Source organism: Aliarcobacter butzleri, assembly GCF_900187115.1.
In the GTDB taxonomy this organism is placed as follows: domain Bacteria; phylum Campylobacterota; class Campylobacteria; order Campylobacterales; family Arcobacteraceae; genus Aliarcobacter; species Aliarcobacter butzleri.
Genome location: NZ_LT906455.1, coordinates 493321 through 516668 on the forward strand (window position 1 = coordinate 493321; position 23348 = coordinate 516668).

Below are 23348 nucleotides of genomic sequence, written 5' to 3' on the forward strand. Positions count from 1 at the left end.
TTTTTATTTGTAGAAACTTATAAAGCCACCACCAAGACAGTAATCACCTGAATATAAAACAAGACTTTGTCCTAATGTTACAGCTCTTTGAGGATTATCAAACTCAACTACTACTTTTTCCTCATTTGCTTCAACCACTGTACAAGCTTGTTTTTGTTGTCTATATCTAACTTGTGCCATTAATTTATCACCAACTTTAGGTGCTTCTTCAAGTACCCAATGCATATGGCTTGCTTCTACAGTTTTACTCATAAGTAGTGGATGATTTGTATCTTGAACAATAGTTAATGTATTATTTACTACATCTTTAGAAGCTACAAACCAAGGTTTGTGCGTATTGTTTTCACTTTCATTGCCTTTGATACCACCAAGACCAATACCTTTTCTTTGACCTAATGTATAACAAACAAGACCTTTGTGTTTTCCTATAACTTTTCCATTTTCATCTAAAATATCACCTGGAATTGCTTGTAAGTGTTGAGTAATAAATTCATCAAATTTTTGATTTCCAATAAAACAAATTCCTGTACTATCTTTTTTATCACTAACTGGAAGATTATGAGCTCTTGCTATTTCTCTAACTTCTTTTTTTGTTAAATCTCCAAGTGGAAACATAGCGTGTGATAATTGTTCACTTGATAATGCGTGTAAAAAATAACTTTGGTCTTTTGTATTATCTTTTGGAGTGTCTAGCACAAAATGATCTTTATATTTTGCAATTTTTGCATAATGCCCAGTTGCAATCATATCTGCACCCATACTTTTTGCTTCATTTAAAAATACATTAAATTTTATTTCTTTGTTACATAAAATATCAGGATTTGGTGTTAGACCTTGTTTTAAACCTTCTAAAAATACATCAAAAACTCTATCTCTGTACTCTTTTACGAAGTCTTTTCCTCTTACTTCAATCCCTATTAATGCACCAACTTTTTTTGCATCTTCAAATTCTATACGATTAGGACATTGGCTACCTTTAATTCCATACTCCCAGTTACGCATAAATAGTCCAACAACATCGTATCCTTGTTGTTTTAATAATAACGCAGTAACAGATGAATCAACTCCACCTGACATTCCTACAACGATTTTTTTATTTTTGTTCATCTTTTTACCTTTAAAAAGTTCTTTTTTAGAACTGTATTTACAACAATTTAGTTGTTTTGCATATGTTTTAAAGGAATAATCACTGACTCTCTATTTGCCCAATTTTTGTGAGGGATAATAAGATTTTTTGTATCTATTTTCTTATTATCAAAAAATATAATATCTATATCTAAGGTTCTAGGCGCATCTTGAAAGGATCGCTTTCTTCCGAATTTCTTTTCATATCTTTGCATTGCTTTTAAAAAAGCATTAGGACAAAGATTTGTTTTGAGGCGAATTATACCATTTAAAAAATCACTTTGTTCCAAAAATCCAAAAGGAGGATTTTTAAGAAGTGGTGAAGTCATAAGTAAAGTAAATCTTACATCTTTTTTTAAACATAAGATTAATTTATCAAATATTTTTTTTGTGTTTCCAATATTTCCACCAATACCGATTGTTACGCAATATTTCTTTTTTGAAGAATTATTGAATTTTTTAGGAAAATTAGAATAATAAAAAAGTGTTAAAGTAGGGCTCAATTTCTTTTTCAAATTTCTCTCATTTTATACTATTTTTTGATTTTAAAGTATTACAGCTTTACCATTTTGCATTACAACTGTATCTTCTATTCTAACTCCAAATTCATTTGGAAGATAAATCCCAGGTTCTATTGTAAATACCATATTATCTTCAATTATTACATCAGATTTTGAATTTATATTTGGAAACTCGTGAATATCAAGACCAACACCATGACCAGTGCTGTGAATAAAATATTTTCCAAAACCAGCTTTTTCTATAACATCTCTAGTTAATTTATCAATTTCACTTGCTTTCATACCACTTCTAGCATTTGTAATAGCATTTAGTTGAGCTTTTAAAACAATATCATAGACTTTTTGATGTTTAGCATTTTTAAACTTTTGCTCTCTTTTAAAATTGAAATTTTCAAAATCAACATGACTTGTACAAGTTCTATCTGAACAATATCTTTTATATTTTATTCCTGCATCAACCAATAATAAATCATGAAGTTTTAATTTTTTTGAAGTTGGAAGTGCGTGAGGTTTTGCTGCATTTTCATTTATTGCAACTATTGGCTCAAAAGAGATATCTAGTTTTCCTGTTTGACTCATCTTTTCAAATGCTTTAAAATATAAAAATTGTTCAGTTTGATTAAAACCATTTTTTCTTATATATTTTGCAAGTTCTTTGAAACCTTCACGTCCAGCAACAGCTGCCTTTTTAAGTAAAGTTATCTCTTTATCACTTTTTATGATTCTTTTTAATTTTGAAAAGTTCTCTTTTTGTATAAACTGTGTTTTTAAATTTTCAGTTAATTTTGTATAAGAAGCAAAACTAAAATCATTTGGATCAAATACGATTTTTTTAACTTTATTTTTTTTTAAAATCTCTTTTGCTGTTTCTATTGGATTTGAAGATTCAATAACTTCACATTTTTTTGCATACTCTTTTGCTTCTGTTGTATATCTTGCATCTGTAATAAAATATTTATCTTTTTCTAGGTTTATAAAAATTACATTGTCACAAGAAAATTTACACTCAAAATATATAGCATTCTCATTTTTTAAAATAAAATTTTTCACTAAAATTCCCTTTTTATGGATTGTTTAACAATAATTTAATTATAATCTTACCAAAAATTTATAAAAGGAATATAATTATGAAAATTGCGGTAATTCAAGGACCAAACTTAAATATGTTAGGAATTAGAGAACAACATATTTATGGAAATATGAGTTTAGAACAAATTCATCAACAACTTCAAACAGCAGCAGAACAAAATGGAGTTGAATTAGAATTTTTCCAATCAAATTTTGAAGGTGAAATTGTAGATAGAGTTCAAGAATGTTTAGGAACAGTTGATGGAATTATGATAAATCCAGCGGCTTATTCTCATACTTCAATTGCTATAAAAGATGCTTTAAGTGCAGTTAATATGCCAGTTGTTGAAGTACATATTTCAAATATTTATAAAAGAGAAGAGTTTAGACAAAAATCAATTACTGCAGCTGCAAGTACAGGAGTTATTTCTGGATTTGGTGCATTTGGTTATCATATGGGATTAATCGCTTTAATGCAAATGATAAATGAATTAAAAGCTATTGCACAAGCTAGAAATGCACAAATTCAAGCTCAAACAGAAGAAAACAAATAATTTTATGAAAGCAATAAGTGCTTCTTATGTAGTAACTTGCGATGAAAATAACAGAATCATAAAAGATGGTGCTGTTGTTTTTGATGATAAACTTATAGAAATTGATACTCTTTTTGAAATAAAAAATAAATATCCCAATTTAGAGATAAAAGAACTAGAAGAAAACTCTATATTGATGCCAGGACTTGTAAACTCTCATATTCACTTGGAATTTAGTGCAAATACAACAACACTTAAATATGGTAATTTTTATTCATGGTTAAATTCAGTTATAAAACATAGAGAAGATTTGATAAATAAAGCTACAAATGAACTAATTTCAACAAAATTAAATAAAATAAAAAAAACTGGAACTACAACAATTGGAGCAATTTCATCATATTCATTTGATATGGAAGCTTGTATAAAATCTCCAATTAATACAGTTTTCTTTTGTGAGGTCATTGGTTCAAAAGCTGATATGGTTGATACACTTTTTGCTGATTTTAGAAGTAGATTAAATAATGCAAAAAAATTTGCATCAAAAAACTTTATTCCTGCAATTGCAATACACTCACCATATTCTGTTCATCCTTTTTTAGTAAGAGAAGCTTTAAATGTAGCAAGAGATGAAAATTTAGCTGTTAGTTCTCACTTTTTAGAATCACAAGAAGAGTTTGAGTGGTTGCATAAAGATGAAGGTTCTTTTTTGGAATTTTTTAAAAACTTTTTAAATCAAGAAAAAGCTACTTCAAAACCTATGGAATTTTTAGGTTTGTTTTCAAAAGTTAAAAACCTATCTTTTACTCATTGTGTTGAAGCAAGTGATGACGACTTAGAAAAAATAAAAGATTTGGGTGCAAGTATAAATCATTGTGTTACTTCAAATAGGCTTTTAAATAATACAAAACTGGATTTAGATAGATTAAAAGATATTCCTTTTACTATTGGAACTGATGGTCTTAGTTCAAATAACTCTTTGTCTATGTTTGATGAGTTAAGAAATGCTTTGATGGCTCATTATGATAAAAATGTTGTAGAGTTTTCAAAAATACTTTTAAAAGCTGCAACTTTTAATGGAAGTAGGGCATTGGGACTAAATAAAGGTGTATTAAAAGAGAGTTTTGATGCTGATATGATAAGTTTCAAATTACCAAATAAAATAGAAGATATAAATGATATTTGTATGCAAATAATACTACATACAAAATTTGTTGATGATGTAATTATAGGAGGAGAGTATGTTTGAGTTTTTTAGAAAACTGTTTTCACCAGTTATAGCAATATTGGATTTTATAACTAAATATTTTAAGACAATAGTTTTTCTAACTATTATTTATGTAGTGTTTTTTAATTCTGATGAAGAAAGAATTAGTACTAAAAGTACTGCAAATTTGCAAAAAATAGAGTTAGTTGGTCCAATAATAGATGTATCTAAAACTTTAGAAAATATAGAAAAAGCAAAAACTGATACAAATATAAAAGGTGTTTTATTCGTTGTTGATAGTCCTGGCGGTGCAGTTGCTCCTTCAGTTGAAGTAGCTTATGCTATAAAAGAGTTAAAGCAGATTAAACCAGTAGTTGTTTATGCAAGTGGAGTAATAGCAAGTGGAAGTTATTACGCTTCTATTTGGGCAGACAAAATTATCGCAAATCATGGAAGTATGGTTGGTTCTATTGGTGTTATTATGCAAGGAGTAAACACTAAAGAGCTTATGGATAAAATAGGAATTCAAACACAAACAGTAAAAGCTGGAAAATATAAAGAATCAGGGACTCCAACACGGAAATGGACAGAGTTTGAAGAAAAACAACTTCAAAGTGTGATAGATGATACTTATAATATGTTTATAACTGATGTTGCAACAGCTAGAAATCTTGATATAAAAAATTATACTTCATTTGCTGATGCAAAAATCTTCACTTCAAAACAAGCAAAAGATGTAGGTTTAGTAGATGAGGTTGCAAATATCACAGTTGCTCAAAAAACTTTGGCAGAGTTATCAAAAGTTGAAAATCCTGTTTGGAAAAAAGAGGATAAATTTGAGAAATTTATGGATAAACTTGTAAGTGAAGCTGTTTCTCAAATCAGTATGAATTTTGTAACTGGATTGAAAGCTTATTGATATAAAGATAAATTCTATTAGTTTTAAATTTCATTCCTAACTTTTTTAGTTTAGGAATGAATACTATCTATATTACTATTTCTTAATTTTTTTCAGGTATAAACCAAGTTATTTTTAATTTTTTTATATCTATATTATGATACTTAGAAAAATAGTTTTTTATATTTTGTTGCTTTTCTAAAAAAGGAATAACTATCATTTCTAAATCACTATTTTCAATTAAAATTATGCTATAAATAGGAAAAATAATTTTTCTATAATAAGCAATTACAACAATATAATTTAATATGAGAATAAAGTATATAATTAATATACCAATTGGCATAAATATCATTGTAAAATATTTTTTTAATTTGCTATATCTTCTTAATTTTTGCATTCCTACTCCGATAGTATTGCATTTATAAATTTCATTAAAAAAATAAATACTTACATTTTTGTCATTAATTGTTTTAGTAATTTTATTTGTATAAAAAATAATTTTTTTAACTTGTTTTTTCAAAATTAAAATTTTAACTAGACCATAAATAATACTTAATACACATATCACTGTTCCAGTAATCCTATTAAACATATGTCCATCTGAGGATTTTAATCCTTCTCCTATCCCAAATCCCCACATCATTATTAAAAATAATATTCCTATTATTATAATTACTATTTGTTCTATTATCAAAGAATGATCATCTATTTCAAATAAAAATCCATCTTTATCTGGTAGTAGTTCTAGGTTTTTATCATCCATTTATACTTATGTCCTTTTTTAAAATCTTACTTTGAAATCAATTATCATTTTGATATATAACTATATCAAAAAATTGTCACAGTTTGCGTCACAATTTTATTTTTTATTGATAAAAAAGTAAAAGTTTATATTAATGATAATTTTTATTTGTTTTATAAGGATTAATTATAAGAATTTTTTAATAATTTGAGGTATAAAAGAGGAGTTTAAAAGGTGAAGAAAATTCACCTTTTAATTTATTGGCAAGTACTAGCTTGTCCTGAAACGATTTTATAAGTATCATTTGCAATAACATATTCTTCATTTGTAGGAATGACAAAGATTCTTGAAGCAGAACCATTTGTAGCAATATCTCTTGCAACATTTGATCTTTTATTATTTTTAACTGGGTCGATTACAAGTCCCATAGAGTCAAGTCCTGCACAAACTTTTTCTCTAATTAGTGCTGCATTTTCTCCTATTCCACCTGTAAAGCAAAGAGCATCGATACCATCAAGTGCTGCAACATAAGAACCTACATATTTTTTGATGTTATAAGCAACCATATCAACTGCTAATCTACATCTTTCATCACCATCTTGCATACCTTGTAAAACTTCTCTTAAATCAGAAGATTTTCCAGAAATTCCTAAAATACCAGATTTTTTATTCATGATATCAATAGCTTGGTCAATAGTAAGATTTTCTTGGCTCATCATATATTGTAATGCTCCTGCTCCTACATCTCCACTTCTTGTTCCCATCATTAGACCTTGAATAGGAGTAAGTCCCATAGAAGTATCAATACATCTTCCATTTAAAACAGCACTAACAGAAGAACCATTTCCTAAGTGACAAACAATAATTCTAGTATTATGTTTTTTATCTAACATTCCTCTAGCTTCATTTGAAACAAAAAAGTGACTTGTTCCGTGGAAACCATATTTTCTAATACCATGTTTAGTGTACATTTCATATGGTAAAGCATACATATAAGCGTAATCAGGCATAGTTTGGTGGAATGCTGTATCAAATACACCAACATTTGGTTTTCCTGGCATTAATTGTTGGCAAATTTCAATACCTAAGATATTTGCAGGGTTATGTAAAGGTGCTAATGGTGATAATTTTTTCATAGTATCAATTACTTCTGGAGTAATCATTACTGAACCTGAAAACTCTTCTCCTCCATGAACTGTTCTATGTCCGATTGCATCAATATCATTTATTGAATTAATAACTTTTCCTTCACCAGCAGTTAAAGTTGTTAAAACAGCTTCGATAGCTTCTTTGTGAGTTGGCATTGGAACATTTAAAGTTAATTTTTGACCATTTTCACCATATTCATGCTTTAAAACACCATCAATCCCGATTCTTTCGCATAATCCTGATGCAAGAACTTTTTTAATAACTGGATTCATTAATTGGTATTTTAATGATGAACTCCCTGCATTTAAAACGAATACTAACATTTTTCTCTCCTTAGTTTAGTAAATAGTTATTTAATTTGTGTAGCTGTAATAGCAACTAAATTTGCAATATCTTCAACAGAACAACCTCTTGAAAGATCGTTTACTGGTTTATTTAAACCTTGAACGATTGGTCCGTGAGCTTCTGCTCCTGCAAATCTTTGAACAAGTTTATATCCAATATTTCCAGATTGTAAATCAGGGAAAACTAAAATATTTGCATGTCCAGCAACTTTTGAACCAGGAGCTTTTTTTGCACCAATAGATTCAACGATAGCAGCATCAGCTTGAAGCTCACCATCAAATGAGAAATTAACATTTCTTTCACCTAAAATTTTACAAGCTGATTGTACTTTGTCTACTAGTGGATGTGCAGCACTTCCTTTTGTAGAAAAAGATAACATAGCAACTCTTGGATTTAATCCAACAACGCTAGCAGCAGTTGCAGCAGTTGCACAAGCAATATCAGCTAATTGTTCTGCATTTGGTTCAGGAATAACAGCACAATCTGCAAATAAGATTAATCCATTATCACCAAATTTACCATCAGCTGTTTCCATAATGAATGTAGATGAAACAGTATTTATTCCAGGTGCAGTTTTGATAACTTGAATAGCAGCTTTTAATACATCAGCTGTTGGAGAATTTGAACCCGCAACTAAACCATCAGCATCACCAAGTCTTACCATCATACAACCAAAAAATCTTGGTTCATTTAACATAATTTCAGTTGCTTCATCTCTTGAAAGGTTTTTATTTTTTCTTAATTCAACTAACTCATCAATATATTTATTGATATTATCAAATTTTTTAGGATCAATGATTGTTGCTCCATCAATATTTGCACCATGTTTAGCAGCATCTGCTTTTATAGTATCAGCATTTCCAATTAAAACAACGTTTGCAGTTTTATCTTTTAAAACTTGTTCTGTAGCTTTTAGAACTCTTTCGTCTTCTGGCTCAGGTAGAACAATTGTTCTTAATTTTAATTTTGCTTTTTCTTTAATAGTTTCAATTAAACCCATTTCTAAGTTATCCTTTCCAATTTTAAACTTTTCAGAAGGGATTATAATTGAAAAACATAGCATTTGTATAGCAATAATTTATCAAAATTGAGGAAAAAAGAGGGGATTAGAAAAATTGATTTCACCTAAAAGTGGCGAAATGTAGCTTTCTTATTTCAGTAGTATTGAGTAAAAGAAGTATTATGTACAATAATTATACATAATACTCAATTTTTTTAAATTTTATAATTTGTAACAATTTGACTATTTTTTTACAAGATTGAAAGTATCTTGAGCAATAACCAACTCTTCATTTGTAGGAATTACAAAAATTTTAGTTTTTGAAGCTTTTGTATTTATCTCTCTAATACCTTTTTCTCTAACTTTATTTTTTTCAGTATCTATTTCAATTCCCATAAATTGAAGACCTTCACAAACTTTTTCTCTAATTAAATCAGAGTTTTCACCAATTCCTGCAGTAAAGCAAATAGCATCAACTCCATGCATTAATCCAGCGTAAGAACAAAGATATTTTTTAATTCTGTCACATAACATAATAATAGCTATTTTTGATCTTTTATCTCCATCATTTGCAGCTTTTATAACTTCTCTTAAATCAGAACTAATACCAGAAACTCCTAATATTCCAGATTTTTTGTTTAGGTAATCAATAATTTGAGTATGACTTAAACCTTTTTTCTCCATTAAATAAGGTATTACTCCAGCATCAATATCTCCACTTCTTGTTCCCATAACTAAACCTTCAAGAGGAGTTAATCCCATAGAAGTACTAATAGATTTTCCATCTCTAACTGCACATACAGAAGAACCATTTCCTAAGTGGCAAACGATTATTTTTGAATCTTTTTTATTTAAAATTTTTACAGCTTCATTTGAAACGTAGTAGTGACTTGTTCCGTGGAATCCATATTTTCTTAAATGATGTTCTGTGTAATCACTGTAAGGAACAGCATATAAAAAGTTTTCAATTGGCATTGTTTGGTGAAATGCTGTATCAAATGTTGTAACATTTGGAACTTTTGGTAATATTTGCATACAAATTTTAATTCCTAAAATGTTTGCAGGATTATGTAAAGGTGCAAGAGGAATAAGTTCTTCTATTTTTTTAAGAACATCATCATTAACTATTACAGAACCTTTGAAGTGTTCTCCACCATGAACAACTCTATGTCCAATAGCTTGAATTTCATCAATAGAATTTATTACTTTTGTTTCATCATTTGTTAAAATTCTTAAAACTAATTCAATAGCCTCTTTATGTGTTGGAATTGGTGTTTCAAAAGTTAATTTTTTGTTTTCACCTATTTCATGTTTTAAAATACCATCAATTCCGATTCTTTCAACTAAACCACTTGCTTTTAGCTCATGTGTTTTTGCGTTTATTAACTGATATTTTAAAGATGACGAACCTGCATTTAATACAAATACTAACATATATTTTTTCCTTATATTTTGATTTAAGCTTAAATAAGATTTAAGAAATAAATTTAATTATTTAAAATAATATCTTATTAAAACTTAAAAATTTTATAGACTATTATTCAGCCCATTCACAATCCGTTGTAAATACAATAGTTAACCAAAGGTCTGGATCCTCTTTCCCTAGTTCTTTTTCAATTTCATCTCTTAGCAAATCCCACTCTTCAAGTTTTTTAGCTGGCCAACTTTTAGGAACTATAAAATAAAGTTCTATTTGTCTTCCTCTTCCAACTCTTGCAACATAAGCTCTAAAAGAATCAAAACCATATTTTTTCACTATATTCTCTGCTATTTTATCTACTTGTTGTTTTAATTCCAAAGGTGTAACAAGTAAAATATCTGCAAGTGCTTTTTTAACTGTTTTAAATGGCATAGGAATTATAAATATACAAACAAAAATCAAAACTGAAGGGTCTATATAAGGCGTTATCCAATCTAAACTAGTGTTTTTTGCAATATATCCAAAACTAAAAGCAAAAAGATACCCCAAAGACATAGATGCTGATATTAGCCAACTAATTGAATCTAAAGTTAAGAACTCTGAGTTAATCGATTTATTTGCTTTTTTTATAAAAATTCCCAAACTCAACTCAACTACAATAGATATTAAAGTAATAACTATTGCATATCCAAATAAAATCTCTCTTCCTCCTAATAATAAACTATCAATTGCATTTATAAAAGCGTAAGTTGCAGCACCAATAAGTAGTATTCCATTTACTCCTAAAACAATAGGTTCAAGATGCCAAAATCCCATAGTAAAATGTTTTTCTAGCTTATTGTGAATAAAATCTTTTGATGTAGATGAAGTAATTAATCTAGCTACAATTAAAGCAAGAGTTGTCATTACTGCATCTATCATTGCATAAATACTATCAAAAATTATCGTAGAAGAACTTGCAAGTAAACCAAATATTATTCCAATACCTGCAAGTAATATTGTGCTAAATATAGAGATACGAAGTAAATTTTGTTCATTTTTCAAATATAAATTCATAAAATACTCTTATCTATTTAGATTATAGTTACGCTATATTATAACACATAAAAAAAGTTATTTTACAAGATTAAATGTATCTTGAGCAATAACTAATTCTTCATTTGTAGGAATTACAAAAATTTTCGTTTTTGAACTCTCTTTATTAATTTCTCTAATTTGATGGTTTTTTATTTGATTTTTATCTTTATCAATTTCTACTCCCATAAACTCTAAGTTATGACAGACTTTTTCTCTTACTATGTCAGAATTTTCTCCTATTCCAGCAGTAAAGCAAATAGCATCAACTCCTCCAAGTAATCCAGCATAAGAGCATACATATTTTTTTACTCTATTACACATCATATCTATTGTAACTTGTGCTCTTTGATCTCCATCATTTGCCGCGCTTATAATTTCTCTTAAATCTGAACTAATACCAGAAACTCCTAATATTCCTGATTTTTTATTTAAATAATCAATTATTTGATGAGTATTCATATCTTTTTTATCCATTAGATATGGAATTATTCCTGGGTCTATATCTCCACTTCTTGTTCCCATCATTAAGCCTCCAAGTGGAGTTAATCCCATAGTTGTATTTACAGATTTTCCATCTTTTATTGCACATACAGAAGAGCCATTTCCTAAATGACAAACTATAATTTTTGAATCTTTTTTATTTCCTAAAAGTTTTATAGCTTGTTGAGAAACAAAAAAGTGACTTGTCCCATGAAATCCATATTTTCTTAAATGATGTTCAGTATAATCTTCATGTGGAACTGGGAATAGAAAATGTATTTCAGGCATTGTTTGGTGAAATGCAGTATCAAATACAGCTACATTTGGAACTTTTGGTAATAATTGCATACAGATTTTCATTCCTAAAATATTTGCAGGATTATGTAAAGGTGCAAGAGGAATAGCTTCTTCAATTTTTTTTATAACTTTTTCTGTAACTAAAGTAGATTCTTTAAAGTATTCTCCTCCATGAGCAACTCTATGTCCAATAGCTTGAATTTCATCAATAGAATTTATTACTTTTGTATCACCTTTTGTTAAAGTTTCTAAAATAAGTTCAATTGCTTCTTTATGTGTTGGAATAGGAGCTTCCATTGTTAATTTTCTATTTTCATCAATAACTTGTTTTAAAATACCATCAATTCCAATTCTTTCAACTAAGCCACTTGCTTTTAATTCTTGTGTTTTTGCATCTATCAATTGATATTTTAATGAGGAAGACCCTGCATTTAATACAAATACTAACATTATTATTTTTCCTTCGTTTATTATGCTATATTTTTTAGTTTTATAAAAATCATAGCAGTCATTAATGCATCATTAAATGCATCATGTTTACCAAGACTTGGTATTTCTAGTTCTTCCATAATCGAATTAAATCTTAAATCTATATGCCCTTGAGGAATTATTTCTATTTTATAATCGTGGTATATTTCTGAGACTTCAAGAGTTTTATTAGGAAGAGTTATTCCAAGTTTTGGTTTAAGATATTTGTTTATCATAGAGATATCAAACTCTAAAAAATATCCAACTAAAGTTCTATTACCTATAAATTCTAAAAATTCTTCAATAACCAAATCTATATCATTTGCGTTATTTAAATCACATTCTCTAATATGATGAACTTTTATAGCTTCAGCTTGAAGTTTAGTTTTTGGTTTTATAAACTTGACAAATTTTTTACTAGATATAATAGTATTATCTTTTATTATCACCGCGCCTATGGAGATAATATCGTCTTTTTTAGGATTAAGACCTGTAGTTTCACAGTCAAAACAAACATATTCATCCTTTATTTGTGAATCTTCAAATAGATATAAATATTTTTTATCTTTTAGATTTTTTTTATTAAAATAGTTTTTTATATTTCTAAACATAGTTTAACTTGAAATGAAATTCTAAATTTTTCTTTAATTTATTTATTATTTTAAAAGAGTCTTTTAATAACTCTTTTTCCATCTTGTTTAAATTGTTTGGATTTATATAGTTATCAATAGCTAAATTTTTGTCTAATTTTGCTAAGTTTGATTTTAGTTTTAAGTTTAATAAGAAGTTAAAAGCCATAATTAACTCTTTTGCCATCTCATTTTCAAGAACACCTAATTCTTGAAGTTTATTTATTCTTTTTATTGTATTTGTGTTTAAAACTCTATTTTCTAAACATAAAGACCTTATTCCTTGAACAAGAATAAATATTCCACCTCTTTTTATATCAATCTCATCTTTGTGTTTTTCATCTTTACTATTAAAAACAAAACCATCAAAAAATCCTAAAGGAACATCAAAACTTGATATTACTTTTGCAAAATGAGCATAAAAAGTTTGAGAATTAGAAGATACTTTAAATAGATACTCTTTTAACTCTTTTATCATTTTTATGTCTCCAGATACACAAAGTGCATCATAGAAAATTGCAATATTCATAAAATTATCTCCACTTGGTTCGTTTACCCAAGTAAAAATAAGTTCTTTAAAATCAGAAATTTTTCTACACCAATAAGGATTTGAAATCATAATATTTCCTTCACATCTAGGAAAACCAAAATCTACTAATGTTTCAGTGAAATTTTGTGTGAAATTTTTTAACTCTTCATCGCTTATTGTGCAATCATCTGAAATGATTAAAGCATTATCTTGGTCAGTTCTTAAGATTTGTTCACCTCTTCCTTCACTTCCCATTACAACTAAACATGATTTTTCACTTAACTCTTTTGGTGCTAAGATTTTGTATAACTTATCTAAAAGTTTTTTATTTAATTGATTTATCAATCTTGATACGAAATCAATCTTTACACCTTTTGCATTTAGTGATTTAATAATTTTTATAAAAGATAAAGAGGCTTCTTTTAACTCTTCAACTGTTTCAGCTTTTACTATTTGATTTGATACAGAAAAGATATTTGTAGCAAAGAATGAAGATAAAGAGATTTGGTCAAGTATTCCAATAATTTGATTTTTATCATTTTTTACTACAACTCTTTTTAATCCATGTTTTGCCATCATAAGTTGAGCATTAAATAAAAAATCATTTTCATCTATATAAATAAGACCTTTTGTAGCTATTTTTACTACTTTATCATCAAAATCCATTCTATTTAAAATAACTTTTTGTCTAAAATCAGAATCTGTAACTATGTACATTTCGTCATTTTCATCTTTTAATAAAATAGTTGGGATTTTCTCTTTTTTTATTATTGAAGCAGCTTCAAAAATTGTCTTTTCAGTATCGATAATAACAGCTTTATGTATTCTTGCATCTTTAACTTTTGCAATCATAATATTTGCCATTTCTCTGTTTTTTTCATGTAAAATATTGTTGTTTAATTTTTCAGAAATTGATTGAAAAAAGTATTTTTCTAACTCAATATTTCCATGAAGTATTTTTATAAAAACTTCTCTTGGTAAAATATAACAAATAGTCTCTTCTGCTGTCACAAAACTATTTTTTGAAAAACTTTCAATTAAAGAAATAGAATCAAAAATTTCATTTTTTGAATAAACACTCAATACTTCATCATCTTGTTTTTCTTGTACTAAACCTTTTAGGATAAAGTATAAAAATTTAGGAGAACTTTCTTGTGCTTGAATAATTTGATTTTCTTTAAAATAGACAATATCAAGACTTTCAACAAAATCATCAAGTTCATTAGCAGTTAAATTTTCAAATGGATGAATTGAAGAAATAAAACTTTTTTGTTCTAAGATACTCATAAATGTCCTTTTTAAAGAAAATCAAAGGATAAAATCCTTTGATAAAAATATTAGTGTGAAACAGCTCCTGCCGCACCAATACCTGTATTAGCTCTAATATTTTGACCTCTAAATAAAGCTCTTTCTTTTATAGCTTTTTCAGAGTTATCAATTTTAGAGAAGAACCAAATAGAAACAAATGCTACTGTTACAGAAAATAGTGCAGGGTGTGCATAAGGAAATATTGCTTTTTCATTTCCTAAAATTTGAACCCAAACATTTGGTCCCAAAATTACAAGTACAACAGCAGTAATTAATCCCATAAATCCACCAATAAATGCGCCTCTTGTAGTTAATTGGCTCCAATAAATTGATAAAAATAAAATAGGAAAATTAGCACTTGCTGCAATACCAAAAGCAAGACCAACCATATATGCAATATTTTGTGATTCAAATGCGATACCTAAAGTAACACCAACAATTCCTACAATAATAACTGTGATTTTAGATATTTTTACAACTTGTTCATCTGTTGCATTAGGATTTATAACATTTGCATAAATATCATGTGAAATAGCACTTGCTCCTGCAAGTGTTAAACCTGAAACAACCGCTAAAATAGTAGCAAATGCAACTGCAGAGATAAATCCTAAGAAAGCATTTCCTCCTAACATATGTGATAAGTGAACAGAAGCCATATTACTTCCACCAAATAATTTCCCACCATCAAGATATGCTTTTGCTCCGTCAAAATATTGAGCACCTTCTGCTGTATTTAAAAAAGCAATTGCTCCAAATCCAACAATAGTAATAATAATCCAAAAATATGCTACGAAACCAGTTGCATAAACAACAGATTTTCTTGCTTCTTTTGCATTTCCAACTGTAAAAAATCTCATTAAAACGTGAGGAAGACCAGCAGTTCCAAGCATTAAAGCCATACCTAAAGAAATTGCTGAAATTGGGTCTGATAAAAATCCACCTGGTTTTAAAATAGCTTCACCATTCTTATGATGTTCAACAGCTTGAACAGCTAAAGACTCAAAAGAGAAGTCGAAGTGATATAAAATCATAACGGCCATAAACGAAACACCAGATAATAGTAAAATAGCTTTGATAATTTGTACCCAAGTAGTAGCAAGCATTCCACCAAATGTTACATAAATAATCATCAATGCTCCAACCATAAATACAGCATATTCATATTCCATTCCAAATAAAATTTGGATAAGTTTACCTGCTCCTACCATTTGTGCGATTAAGTATAAAACAACAACAGAAAGTGAACCAAATGCCGCTAAAGTTCTTATCTCTTTTTGACCTAATCTATAAGCAGCGATATCTGCAAAAGTAAATTTACCTAAATTTCTTAATTTTTCAGCCATAAAAAATAAAATTACAGGCCAACCAACTAAAAACGAAACAGCATAAATAACACCATCATATCCACTCATATAAATAAGTCCAGATACTCCTAAAAATGCAGCAGCAGACATATAATCACCTGCAATTGCTAAACCATTTTGGAAACCACTTATTCCTCCACCAGCTGTATAAAAATCTGAAGCAGATTTAGTTTTTCTTGCTGCCCAATAAGTAATTCCTAAAGTTCCAGCAATAAATACAAAAAACATAATAATTGCAGGAATATTTAAATCTCTTTTCCCCTCGAAAGTTGCATCACCCGCTGCAAAAAGCGATATTGCAAAGATAGAAATTAGTGCTAAAACTTTCAACATTATAATAAATCCTTTACATCTTTTTTAATTTGAGTTGTTAAATCTTCAAATTCTGTATTTGCTCGTCTTACATAAATTAGAGTTGTTAAAAAACTTATTATTAATATTGCGAATGCAATAGGAATTGCTATAGTTGTTACACCATCTCCAATCTTTGTAGCAAATAACTCTTTGTCAAATGCAACGATTGATATATAACCATAAAACATTATTAACACAAAAAAGCCAAGTTTAAGTGCTAGACTATTTCTTTTTGAAACTAACTCTATATATTTTGGGTTAGATTCAATCCTTTCAATTAATTTTTCATTCATTCCTTCTCCTTAGTTTTTTATTTAAAATATAAATAAAAAGATAATTTGATTATACAAACTAAATTTAGATTTGTATTTATTAAAACAAAAAAATAGAATCAAAAAAATATAAAAATGGTAGAAATGTAACAAAAAAATAATATTTTAATTATTATATTTAATTATAATTATTAAGGTATTTTTAAAGAATAAAAATACTAAAGAGAAAATCTCTTTAGTATTAAGATTAGTGAGAAACAGCTCCGTCAGCACCAATCCCAGTTTCAGCTCTAATTTTTTGAGCTTCAAATCCAGATTTATCTTCTTCTGCTCTAGCTGAACTATCAGTAATAGAGAAGAACCAAATACCAATAAATGCTGCAAGTATAGAGAATAATGCAGGTTGTGTATAAGGGAATATTGCTTTTTCAAATCCAAAGATATCAACCCATACAGTTTTACTTAATACAACTAGAACGATAGCTGTAAGAAGACCTAAGAATCCACCAATAAATGCACCTCTTGTTGTTAATTTTGACCAATAGATTGATAAAATTAATATTGGGAAGTTAGCTGATGCAGCAATAGCAAAAGCAAGACCAACCATGAATGCAATATTTTGTTTTTCAAATGCAAACCCTAGTAAAATCGCAACGATACCAATAACTAAAACTGTTCTTTTAGAAACTTTCATCTCTTCAGCATCTGTAGCTTGACCTTTTCTAATAACGATTGCATATAAGTCGTGTGCAATAGAGTTAGAAGCAGCTAATGTAAGTCCTGCAACAACCGCTAAGATTGTAGCAAATGATACAGCAGCAATAAATCCTAAGAAAATATCTCCACCAACAGCTTGTGATAAGTGAACAGCAGCCATGTTATTTCCACCGATTATACCTTTAAGATCGATTACACCATCTTTAAAGTAAGCAGCACCTTCAGGGCTTAATAAGAAAACAATTGCACCTAAACCAACAACACCAATGATTAAATAGAAGTAACCAATAAATGCAGTTGCGTAAACAACAGATTTTCTAGCTTCTTTTGCATTACCAACTGTAAAGAATCTCATAAGAATATGAGGTAATCCAGCAGTTCCAAGCATTAATGCTAGTCCTAATGATACAGCCGAAACTGGATCAGCAACGAATGGTCCTGGTTTTAATATAGCATCAGCTTTTGGGTGCATACTAACAGCTTGAGCTGCTAATTCTCCAAACGAGAAACCATAATGAGAAAGAACCATAATAGCAATAAATGTTACTCCTGATAGAAGTAATACAGCTTTAATAATTTGTACCCAAGTAGTTGCAAGCATACCACCAAAAGTTACATAAATAATCATTAAAGCACCAACTATTACAACTGACCAACCATAAGGAATGTGGAATAATAATTCGATTAATTTTCCAGCTCCAACCATTTGAGCAATTAAATAGAAAGTTACAACTGTTAAAGAACCAAATGCAGCAAGAATTCTGATTTTTTGTTGATCAAGTCTATAAGCAGCAATATCTGTAAAGTTGAATTTACCTAAGTTTCTTAATTTTTCAGCCATTAAGAATAAAATAATTGGCCAACCAACTAAAAATCCAATAGCATAAATCATACCATCAAATCCGTGTAGGAAAATCATTCCCGAAATACCAAGGAATGATGCAGCAGACATATAATCTCCAGCAATTGCTAGACCATTTTGGAATCCTGTGATTCCTCCACCAGCAGTATAAAAATCTGAAGCAGATTTTGTTTTACTTGCAGCCCATTTTGTAATACCCATAGTTCCTACAATAAATACGAAGAACATGATAACAGCGTTAATATTAACGGCACCCGCACCATCAGCTGCAAATAATGCTAATGATGATAAACCTAATAAAGTAAGTATTTTTAACATTATAAGATATCCTTTACATCATTTTTTATAGAAGTTTCTAAATCTTCAAACTCTCCATTTGCTCTTACAACGTAAATTAAAGTTGTAATAAATGAAATCACAATAATCGTAGCAGCAATAGGCCATGCAACAGTCATAACTTCACCAACTTTTGTAGCAAAAAACTCTTTATCAAATGCGATAGTTAAAACGAAACCGTAGTAAATTACTAACATAAAGATTGCTAATTTAACAGCAAAAGAACTTCGTTTTGAAACAAGTTCAGCATATTTAGGATTAGCTTTAATCCTTTCTACTAATTTGTTATCCATTTTTTCTCCTAAAATAAGATTCATTGAAATAGTAAAATATTTTAGTTGCAAAAACATAGCATTTCAAAAAAGTTTAAGAAAAAGTTTAAACTTTTTGTGAAAATATTGATTTTTAGGTATTTGAAGAGTTATTGATTTATAAATTGTTTTAGTTTTAAAAAGATCATAGATGTCATAATTGCATCATTTAAAGCGTCATGTTTTCCAAGAACTGGAATATTTAGATTTTTCATAATAGTATCAAATTTCAAATCTATAAATCCGTAGTTACTTGTAGATTTTCTACTATCGTAATATATAGAAGATACTTCAATAGGTGTATTAGGAAGTTTAATACCAAGATATTTTTTTGTGTATTTAGAAATAATTGCCATATCAAACTCTATATAGTATCCAACTATTGGTCTTGAACCAATAAAATCCAATAATTGATAAATACCAATTTCTGGTTCTAATGCGTCATTTAAATCTATTTGTCTTAAGTGATGTACTTTTATAGATTCAATATTGATATCTTTTGAAGGTTTTAGAAAAATATTAAATGTTTTTCTCATCAATATTTTATTATCTTTTATTAAAACTGCCCCAATAGATAATATTTCATCTTTTTTAGGATTTAAGCCTGTTGTTTCACAATCTAAACTTACATATTCGTTTTGGGGTGGAGTTTCAAATAAAAAATCATATTTTTTATTTTTTAACTGTTTTCTATTCCAATTTCTTAAAATATTTTTTAGCATTAGTAAATCTTATCTAATTTAAATATATAATTTATGAATTTTTTGAATTCAACAACGATTTTAAAAGACTCTTTTAGTAAGTCTCTTTCTATTTTTCCTAAATCATTTGTATTAATTTCATTTGTTAAAGCAACTCCTTCTTGAATACAATCTAATTGGTTTTTTAGTCTTAGTGTACTTGCTATTTCAAATGCTTCAATCAATTCAGCAGCTTTTGTTTTTTCTAAAATATTTCTTGCTTCAAGTATTTTTATTCTTTTTATTGTTGTTGTCTCTTTTATTTTTTCTTTTAAAGCTAAACTTCTAATACCTTGAACGATTGGAAATATTGCAGCTTTTTTTATATTGATTAAATCATCTTTTGCCATAAAACTTGAAAATGTTGTTGGAGTATCAAAAGCAAGAGTTGATTTTGCAAAATATGCCATAAATATATCTTTACTTTGAATTTTGTTGTACAAATACTCTTTTAAGTTTATTAATAACTCTTTATCTCCTGCAACTGCAAAAGCATCAATAAAAATTGCTAAATCAAGATAACTTTTCATATCTGGAGAATTTATCCATTTTGTAATATCAGTTTTATATTCATCTGCAGTTTTACACCAATAAGGATTTGAAACCATAATATTACCTTCACAAGGTGGATAACCTAAATCAACTAAATGATTAGTTAATTGTTGCATATATGGTCTATATTGTTCTACATCAATACCATTTTTTATAACAAGTGCATTATCTTGGTCTGTTTTTATTATTTGTTCATTTCTTCCTTCACTTCCCATAACAATCAAACAAGCGTTTTTTTGTAACTCTTCAGGAAGGACTAAACTATAAAGTTTTTGATAAACTTTTGTATTTAACTGACCAATTAAGTTTGAGATATGGTATATTTTTACACCTTTTGCTTGTAAACTTTTTATAATATTTAAAAATTCGTTACTTGCAATTTTTAAATCTTCTACTTTATTTGCATTTTTTATTTTTGATTCTATAACATAAGTGTGATTTGCAAAGTGAGAAAGAATATCTATTTGTTCTAATATTCCAATCATTTCTCCCTTATTATTTGTAACACCAATTCTTTTTATATTTCTTTTTATTAAAATTGTAAGTGCTTCAAATAAATAATCATCTTTTTGAATTGTTAAAAGTGGGAAAATAGCGATATCACGAACTGGAATTGTTAAATCCCTTCCTTGTAATAATACTTTAACTTTTAGCAAAGAATCTGTGATTATTCCATATCCTCCATCACTTTTTTTTACAATAATTGTTGAAGTTTTAAATTGCATAGATTTTTCTATTGCATCGATTAACTTTGTATTTTCATCAACCATACAGGCTTCATGGATTAAAGTGTCCCCAACTTTTGCAATCATAAAAGATGACAATTGAGAAGTATATTCTTTGTCTTTTAAACTTTGTATTTTATTTACTAAATCTTTTAAAAAGAAATCTTTAAATTCTTGATTTTTTTCAATTAAACTTAAAAAAGTTTTTTTCTCTATTTCATAACAGATGAGTTCTTCATTTACTTTAAATGTATGATCACATTTTCCATAAATCAAAGAGTTAGAGTCAAAAGAGTCTTCATGTTGATAATCCATTACAACAATATTTTCATTTGAATATTCATAAACTGAACCTTTTATAATTATAAAAAAATGTTCAGGAATCTTTTCTGGACTAATTAAAATTGTATCTTTTGGATAATAAGCAATATCCATATGTTGGATACACATAGCCATTTGGCTTGGAGTTAGAACTTCAAATGGATGAATGTTTGATAAAAAACTTTCTTGATCTTGTATACTCATTTTATGTTCCTTTTTAGATTTAAAGTTCCATTTTCTTTTTTGTATTTGTAGGGATTCTAATTTTATGAATTAATCTTTGTACACTTTTTGGAGGAAGCGGCGTTAATCTTGATATGATTAATGCAATTACAAAGTTTAATATTGCTCCTATTGTTCCAATCCCTTCTGGAGTAATTCCAAATAAATAATTACTCATATTTTCTATCGAATTATTAAAAAATAAGAAGTACACAATATAACAAAAAGTGAATATAAAACCAGTTAAAATTCCAAAAAATGCACCTTCTTTATTCATCCTTCTATCAAATATTCCAAGAATAATTGCCGGAAAAATCGTGGCTGCAATAAGAGTGAACGAAATGGTAACAGTTTGAACAATTGAATAAAAAGGTATTGTAAAAAATGTAGCTAAAACAACAATAATAAAAACTATTAAAATAATTGTTAGTTTTTTTATTCTATTTTTTAGTACATGTTTTTTATTATTTTTATATATAAATTCATCCCATAAGTCATAAGAAATTGTTGTTACAATAATAAGAAGTAGTCCTGTTGTTGTAGCTAAAATTGCTGCAAGTGCTCCTGAAATTAAAAGTGCAATTATCCAGTTTGGTAAATTTGCAATTTCTGCATTTACTAAAGTTATAATATCAGGATTTATAAATAGCTCATTATTTGCTGTTCCATTTATTTGAATTTTTTTATCTTCATTTTTATCATTCCAAGATATAAAACCAGTATTTTGCCATATTTTAAGCCATTTTCCATTGTTTGTTGAACCATCATAATTTATTAGTTCACCTTGAGTATAAGCTTCATAATCAATGTTTTGAACATTTTTTAGAAGATTAATTTTAGAAAATGATGCAACAGATGAAATAGTAGTAAAAATTAAAGCTACAAATATTAGTGCCCAAAGAGCAGATTTTTTAGCATCTTTTACTGTCGTAAGTGCAAAAAACTTTATTAATAAATGTGGAAGTACTGCTGTTCCTAGCATAAGTGCCATAGTTATCATAAATACATTTACTAAATCAAGAGATTTAGAGTAACTATTAAATCCAAAATCTAATAAAATTTTATCTAAAGCAATTAAAAAAGGTGTTCCTTCTTTTATTGTTTGAATTGGAGTGATAAAGTCAAAAGTTGTAGTTGAAAAAATTGCTAATTGAGGTAAAAAGTTATTAGTTAATTGCAATGATAAAAATATTGCACAGAATGTGTAAGCAAAAAGAATTATTATGTATTGGGCGATTTGTGTATAATTATTTGTTCTCATTCCTGTAAAAATTGCATATAAAAATAAAATACCAATTGCACTTAATAGACCAACATTCATATCAACTTGAAAAAATCTTGAAAAAATTATTCCTAATCCTTTCATTTGTGCTGATATATAAATAAATGAAGCCAAAATAATTATAATAATTGTAAGTAATCTAGCTTTATTTGAATAATACCTTTGAGCAATAAAATCTGGAATTGTAAATTTTCCAAATTTTTTTAAATAAGGAACTACTAAAAGAGTAAGTAAAACAAATCCACCTGTAAAGCCTAAAATATAGGGCGTTCCATTGTATCCTAAATATGAGATTGTTCCTGCAATTGAGATAAATGAAGCGGCTCCAATCCACTCTGTTGCAATAGAAACACCAATAAAAATTGGATTAACTTTATTATTTGCAATATAAAAATCTTTTGTTGAACTAGCTTTCGTCCATAATGCAAGTCCAACATAAATTGCAAAAGTTATAGTTCCAAAAAGATAGATTAATGATTGTAATTCCATAA

General features: G+C 27.8%; 21 protein-coding genes. 3 read left to right on the forward strand and 18 right to left on the reverse strand.

Annotated elements, in window-relative coordinates; genetic code table 11:
* Positions 1-3: 3 nt before the first annotated feature.
* Genes mnmA through CKV87_RS02435 form a run of 3 tightly spaced genes read right to left on the reverse strand, consistent with a single transcriptional unit; the run spans position 4 to position 2696 of the window.
* Positions 4-1107, reverse strand: coding sequence for a tRNA 2-thiouridine(34) synthase MnmA (gene mnmA, locus CKV87_RS02425; RefSeq protein WP_012012297.1), 1104 nt, complete (start codon positions 1105-1107; stop codon positions 4-6).
* A gap of 47 nt (positions 1108-1154) precedes the next feature.
* A complete protein-coding gene (gene folK / locus CKV87_RS02430; RefSeq protein ID WP_012012298.1) occupies positions 1155-1640 on the reverse strand; it encodes a 2-amino-4-hydroxy-6-hydroxymethyldihydropteridine diphosphokinase in 486 nt (161 codons plus the stop codon).
* Between the two features lie 30 nt (positions 1641-1670).
* A complete protein-coding gene (locus CKV87_RS02435; RefSeq protein WP_012012299.1) occupies positions 1671-2696 on the reverse strand; it encodes a M24 family metallopeptidase in 1026 nt (341 codons plus the stop codon).
* 77 nt (positions 2697-2773) lie between these two features.
* Between CKV87_RS02435 and aroQ the strand changes: the two genes are divergently transcribed.
* From aroQ to sppA, 3 genes are read left to right on the forward strand one after another with little or no spacing between them, the layout of a single operon-like run.
* On the forward strand, positions 2774-3268 hold the full coding sequence (gene aroQ / locus CKV87_RS02440; protein ID WP_012012300.1) for a type II 3-dehydroquinate dehydratase: 495 nt from the start codon (positions 2774-2776) through the stop codon (positions 3266-3268).
* A gap of 4 nt (positions 3269-3272) precedes the next feature.
* Positions 3273-4496: an aminofutalosine deaminase family hydrolase gene (gene mqnF, locus CKV87_RS02445; RefSeq protein WP_041644876.1), complete on the forward strand. Its 1224-nt coding sequence runs from the start codon at positions 3273-3275 to the stop codon at positions 4494-4496.
* A complete protein-coding gene (gene sppA, locus CKV87_RS02450) occupies positions 4489-5373 on the forward strand; it encodes a signal peptide peptidase SppA (RefSeq protein ID WP_012012302.1) in 885 nt (294 codons plus the stop codon). Before mqnF ends, sppA begins: the two co-directional genes overlap by 8 nt.
* Positions 5374-5455: 82 nt before the next feature.
* Here the strand turns inward: sppA and CKV87_RS02455 are convergent, their stop codons facing one another.
* The 15 genes from CKV87_RS02455 to CKV87_RS02525 all read right to left on the reverse strand — a co-directional run bounded on the left by CKV87_RS02455 (position 5456) and on the right by CKV87_RS02525 (position 23346).
* A complete protein-coding gene (locus CKV87_RS02455; protein WP_012012303.1) occupies positions 5456-6118 on the reverse strand; it encodes a hypothetical protein in 663 nt (220 codons plus the stop codon).
* 236 nt (positions 6119-6354) lie between these two features.
* A complete protein-coding gene (locus CKV87_RS02460) occupies positions 6355-7569 on the reverse strand; it encodes an acetate/propionate family kinase (RefSeq protein WP_004510562.1) in 1215 nt (404 codons plus the stop codon).
* A 26-nt stretch (positions 7570-7595) separates the two neighbouring features.
* Positions 7596-8591 (reverse strand): phosphate acetyltransferase, encoded by a 996-nt coding sequence (gene pta / locus CKV87_RS02465; protein ID WP_012012304.1) that lies wholly within the window; start codon positions 8589-8591, stop codon positions 7596-7598.
* A 243-nt stretch (positions 8592-8834) separates the two neighbouring features.
* On the reverse strand, positions 8835-10025 hold the full coding sequence (locus tag CKV87_RS02470) for an acetate/propionate family kinase (protein WP_004510564.1): 1191 nt from the start codon (positions 10023-10025) through the stop codon (positions 8835-8837).
* Between the two features lie 103 nt (positions 10026-10128).
* A complete protein-coding gene (locus CKV87_RS02475; RefSeq protein ID WP_012012305.1) occupies positions 10129-11067 on the reverse strand; it encodes a cation diffusion facilitator family transporter in 939 nt (312 codons plus the stop codon).
* A 57-nt stretch (positions 11068-11124) separates the two neighbouring features.
* Complete coding sequence (locus tag CKV87_RS02480; RefSeq protein ID WP_012012306.1) at positions 11125-12315, reverse strand: acetate/propionate family kinase; 1191 nt, start codon at positions 12313-12315, stop codon at positions 11125-11127.
* Positions 12316-12335: 20 nt separating this feature from the next.
* The gene (locus CKV87_RS02485) at positions 12336-12944 is read right to left on the reverse strand and encodes a 3'-5' exonuclease (RefSeq protein WP_004510567.1); all 609 of its coding nucleotides are present in this window, start codon (positions 12942-12944) and stop codon (positions 12336-12338) included.
* Positions 12937-14778 carry a putative nucleotidyltransferase substrate binding domain-containing protein gene (locus tag CKV87_RS02490; protein WP_012012307.1) on the reverse strand — a complete coding sequence of 614 codons (1842 nt, stop codon included), beginning with the start codon at positions 14776-14778 and terminating at the stop codon, positions 12937-12939. The genes CKV87_RS02485 and CKV87_RS02490 overlap by 8 nt, the downstream gene beginning before the upstream one ends.
* A 50-nt stretch (positions 14779-14828) precedes the next feature.
* Positions 14829-16496: a cation acetate symporter gene (locus CKV87_RS02495; protein WP_012012308.1), complete on the reverse strand. Its 1668-nt coding sequence runs from the start codon at positions 16494-16496 to the stop codon at positions 14829-14831.
* A complete protein-coding gene (locus CKV87_RS02500) occupies positions 16496-16810 on the reverse strand; it encodes a DUF485 domain-containing protein (protein WP_004510570.1) in 315 nt (104 codons plus the stop codon). Before CKV87_RS02500 ends, CKV87_RS02495 begins: the two co-directional genes overlap by 1 nt.
* Positions 16811-17036: 226 nt before the next feature.
* The gene (locus CKV87_RS02505; RefSeq protein WP_012012309.1) at positions 17037-18686 is read right to left on the reverse strand and encodes a cation acetate symporter; all 1650 of its coding nucleotides are present in this window, start codon (positions 18684-18686) and stop codon (positions 17037-17039) included.
* Positions 18686-18997 (reverse strand): DUF485 domain-containing protein, encoded by a 312-nt coding sequence (locus tag CKV87_RS02510; RefSeq protein ID WP_020847456.1) that lies wholly within the window; start codon positions 18995-18997, stop codon positions 18686-18688. Before CKV87_RS02510 ends, CKV87_RS02505 begins: the two co-directional genes overlap by 1 nt.
* Before the next feature lie 128 nt (positions 18998-19125).
* Positions 19126-19737: a 3'-5' exonuclease gene (locus CKV87_RS02515; RefSeq protein WP_004510573.1), complete on the reverse strand. Its 612-nt coding sequence runs from the start codon at positions 19735-19737 to the stop codon at positions 19126-19128.
* Positions 19737-21557: a DUF294 nucleotidyltransferase-like domain-containing protein gene (locus CKV87_RS02520; protein ID WP_012012311.1), complete on the reverse strand. Its 1821-nt coding sequence runs from the start codon at positions 21555-21557 to the stop codon at positions 19737-19739. The genes CKV87_RS02515 and CKV87_RS02520 overlap by 1 nt, the downstream gene beginning before the upstream one ends.
* Positions 21558-21576: 19 nt before the next feature.
* Complete coding sequence (locus tag CKV87_RS02525) at positions 21577-23346, reverse strand: VC_2705 family sodium/solute symporter (RefSeq protein WP_012012312.1); 1770 nt, start codon at positions 23344-23346, stop codon at positions 21577-21579.
* Positions 23347-23348 lie beyond the last annotated feature (2 nt).

Coding starts and splice junctions, on each gene's coding strand:
- mnmA (WP_012012297.1), bottom strand. CDS start 1,107: ATGAACAAAAATAAAAAAATCGTTGTAGGAATGTCAGGTGGAGTTGAT.
- aroQ (WP_012012300.1), top strand. CDS start 2,774: ATGAAAATTGCGGTAATTCAAGGACCAAACTTAAATATGTTAGGAATT.
- mqnF (WP_041644876.1), top strand. CDS start 3,273: ATGAAAGCAATAAGTGCTTCTTATGTAGTAACTTGCGATGAAAATAAC.
- sppA (WP_012012302.1), top strand. CDS start 4,489: ATGTTTGAGTTTTTTAGAAAACTGTTTTCACCAGTTATAGCAATATTG.
- CKV87_RS02455 (WP_012012303.1), bottom strand. CDS start 6,118: ATGGATGATAAAAACCTAGAACTACTACCAGATAAAGATGGATTTTTA.
- CKV87_RS02460 (WP_004510562.1), bottom strand. CDS start 7,569: ATGTTAGTATTCGTTTTAAATGCAGGGAGTTCATCATTAAAATACCAA.
- pta (WP_012012304.1), bottom strand. CDS start 8,591: ATGGGTTTAATTGAAACTATTAAAGAAAAAGCAAAATTAAAATTAAGA.
- CKV87_RS02470 (WP_004510564.1), bottom strand. CDS start 10,025: ATGTTAGTATTTGTATTAAATGCAGGTTCGTCATCTTTAAAATATCAG.
- CKV87_RS02475 (WP_012012305.1), bottom strand. CDS start 11,067: ATGAATTTATATTTGAAAAATGAACAAAATTTACTTCGTATCTCTATA.
- CKV87_RS02480 (WP_012012306.1), bottom strand. CDS start 12,315: ATGTTAGTATTTGTATTAAATGCAGGGTCTTCCTCATTAAAATATCAA.
- CKV87_RS02485 (WP_004510567.1), bottom strand. CDS start 12,944: ATGTTTAGAAATATAAAAAACTATTTTAATAAAAAAAATCTAAAAGAT.
- CKV87_RS02490 (WP_012012307.1), bottom strand. CDS start 14,778: ATGAGTATCTTAGAACAAAAAAGTTTTATTTCTTCAATTCATCCATTT.
- CKV87_RS02495 (WP_012012308.1), bottom strand. CDS start 16,496: ATGTTGAAAGTTTTAGCACTAATTTCTATCTTTGCAATATCGCTTTTT.
- CKV87_RS02500 (WP_004510570.1), bottom strand. CDS start 16,810: ATGAATGAAAAATTAATTGAAAGGATTGAATCTAACCCAAAATATATA.
- CKV87_RS02505 (WP_012012309.1), bottom strand. CDS start 18,686: ATGTTAAAAATACTTACTTTATTAGGTTTATCATCATTAGCATTATTT.
- CKV87_RS02510 (WP_020847456.1), bottom strand. CDS start 18,997: ATGGATAACAAATTAGTAGAAAGGATTAAAGCTAATCCTAAATATGCT.
- CKV87_RS02515 (WP_004510573.1), bottom strand. CDS start 19,737: ATGCTAAAAAATATTTTAAGAAATTGGAATAGAAAACAGTTAAAAAAT.
- CKV87_RS02520 (WP_012012311.1), bottom strand. CDS start 21,557: ATGAGTATACAAGATCAAGAAAGTTTTTTATCAAACATTCATCCATTT.
- CKV87_RS02525 (WP_012012312.1), bottom strand. CDS start 23,346: ATGGAATTACAATCATTAATCTATCTTTTTGGAACTATAACTTTTGCA.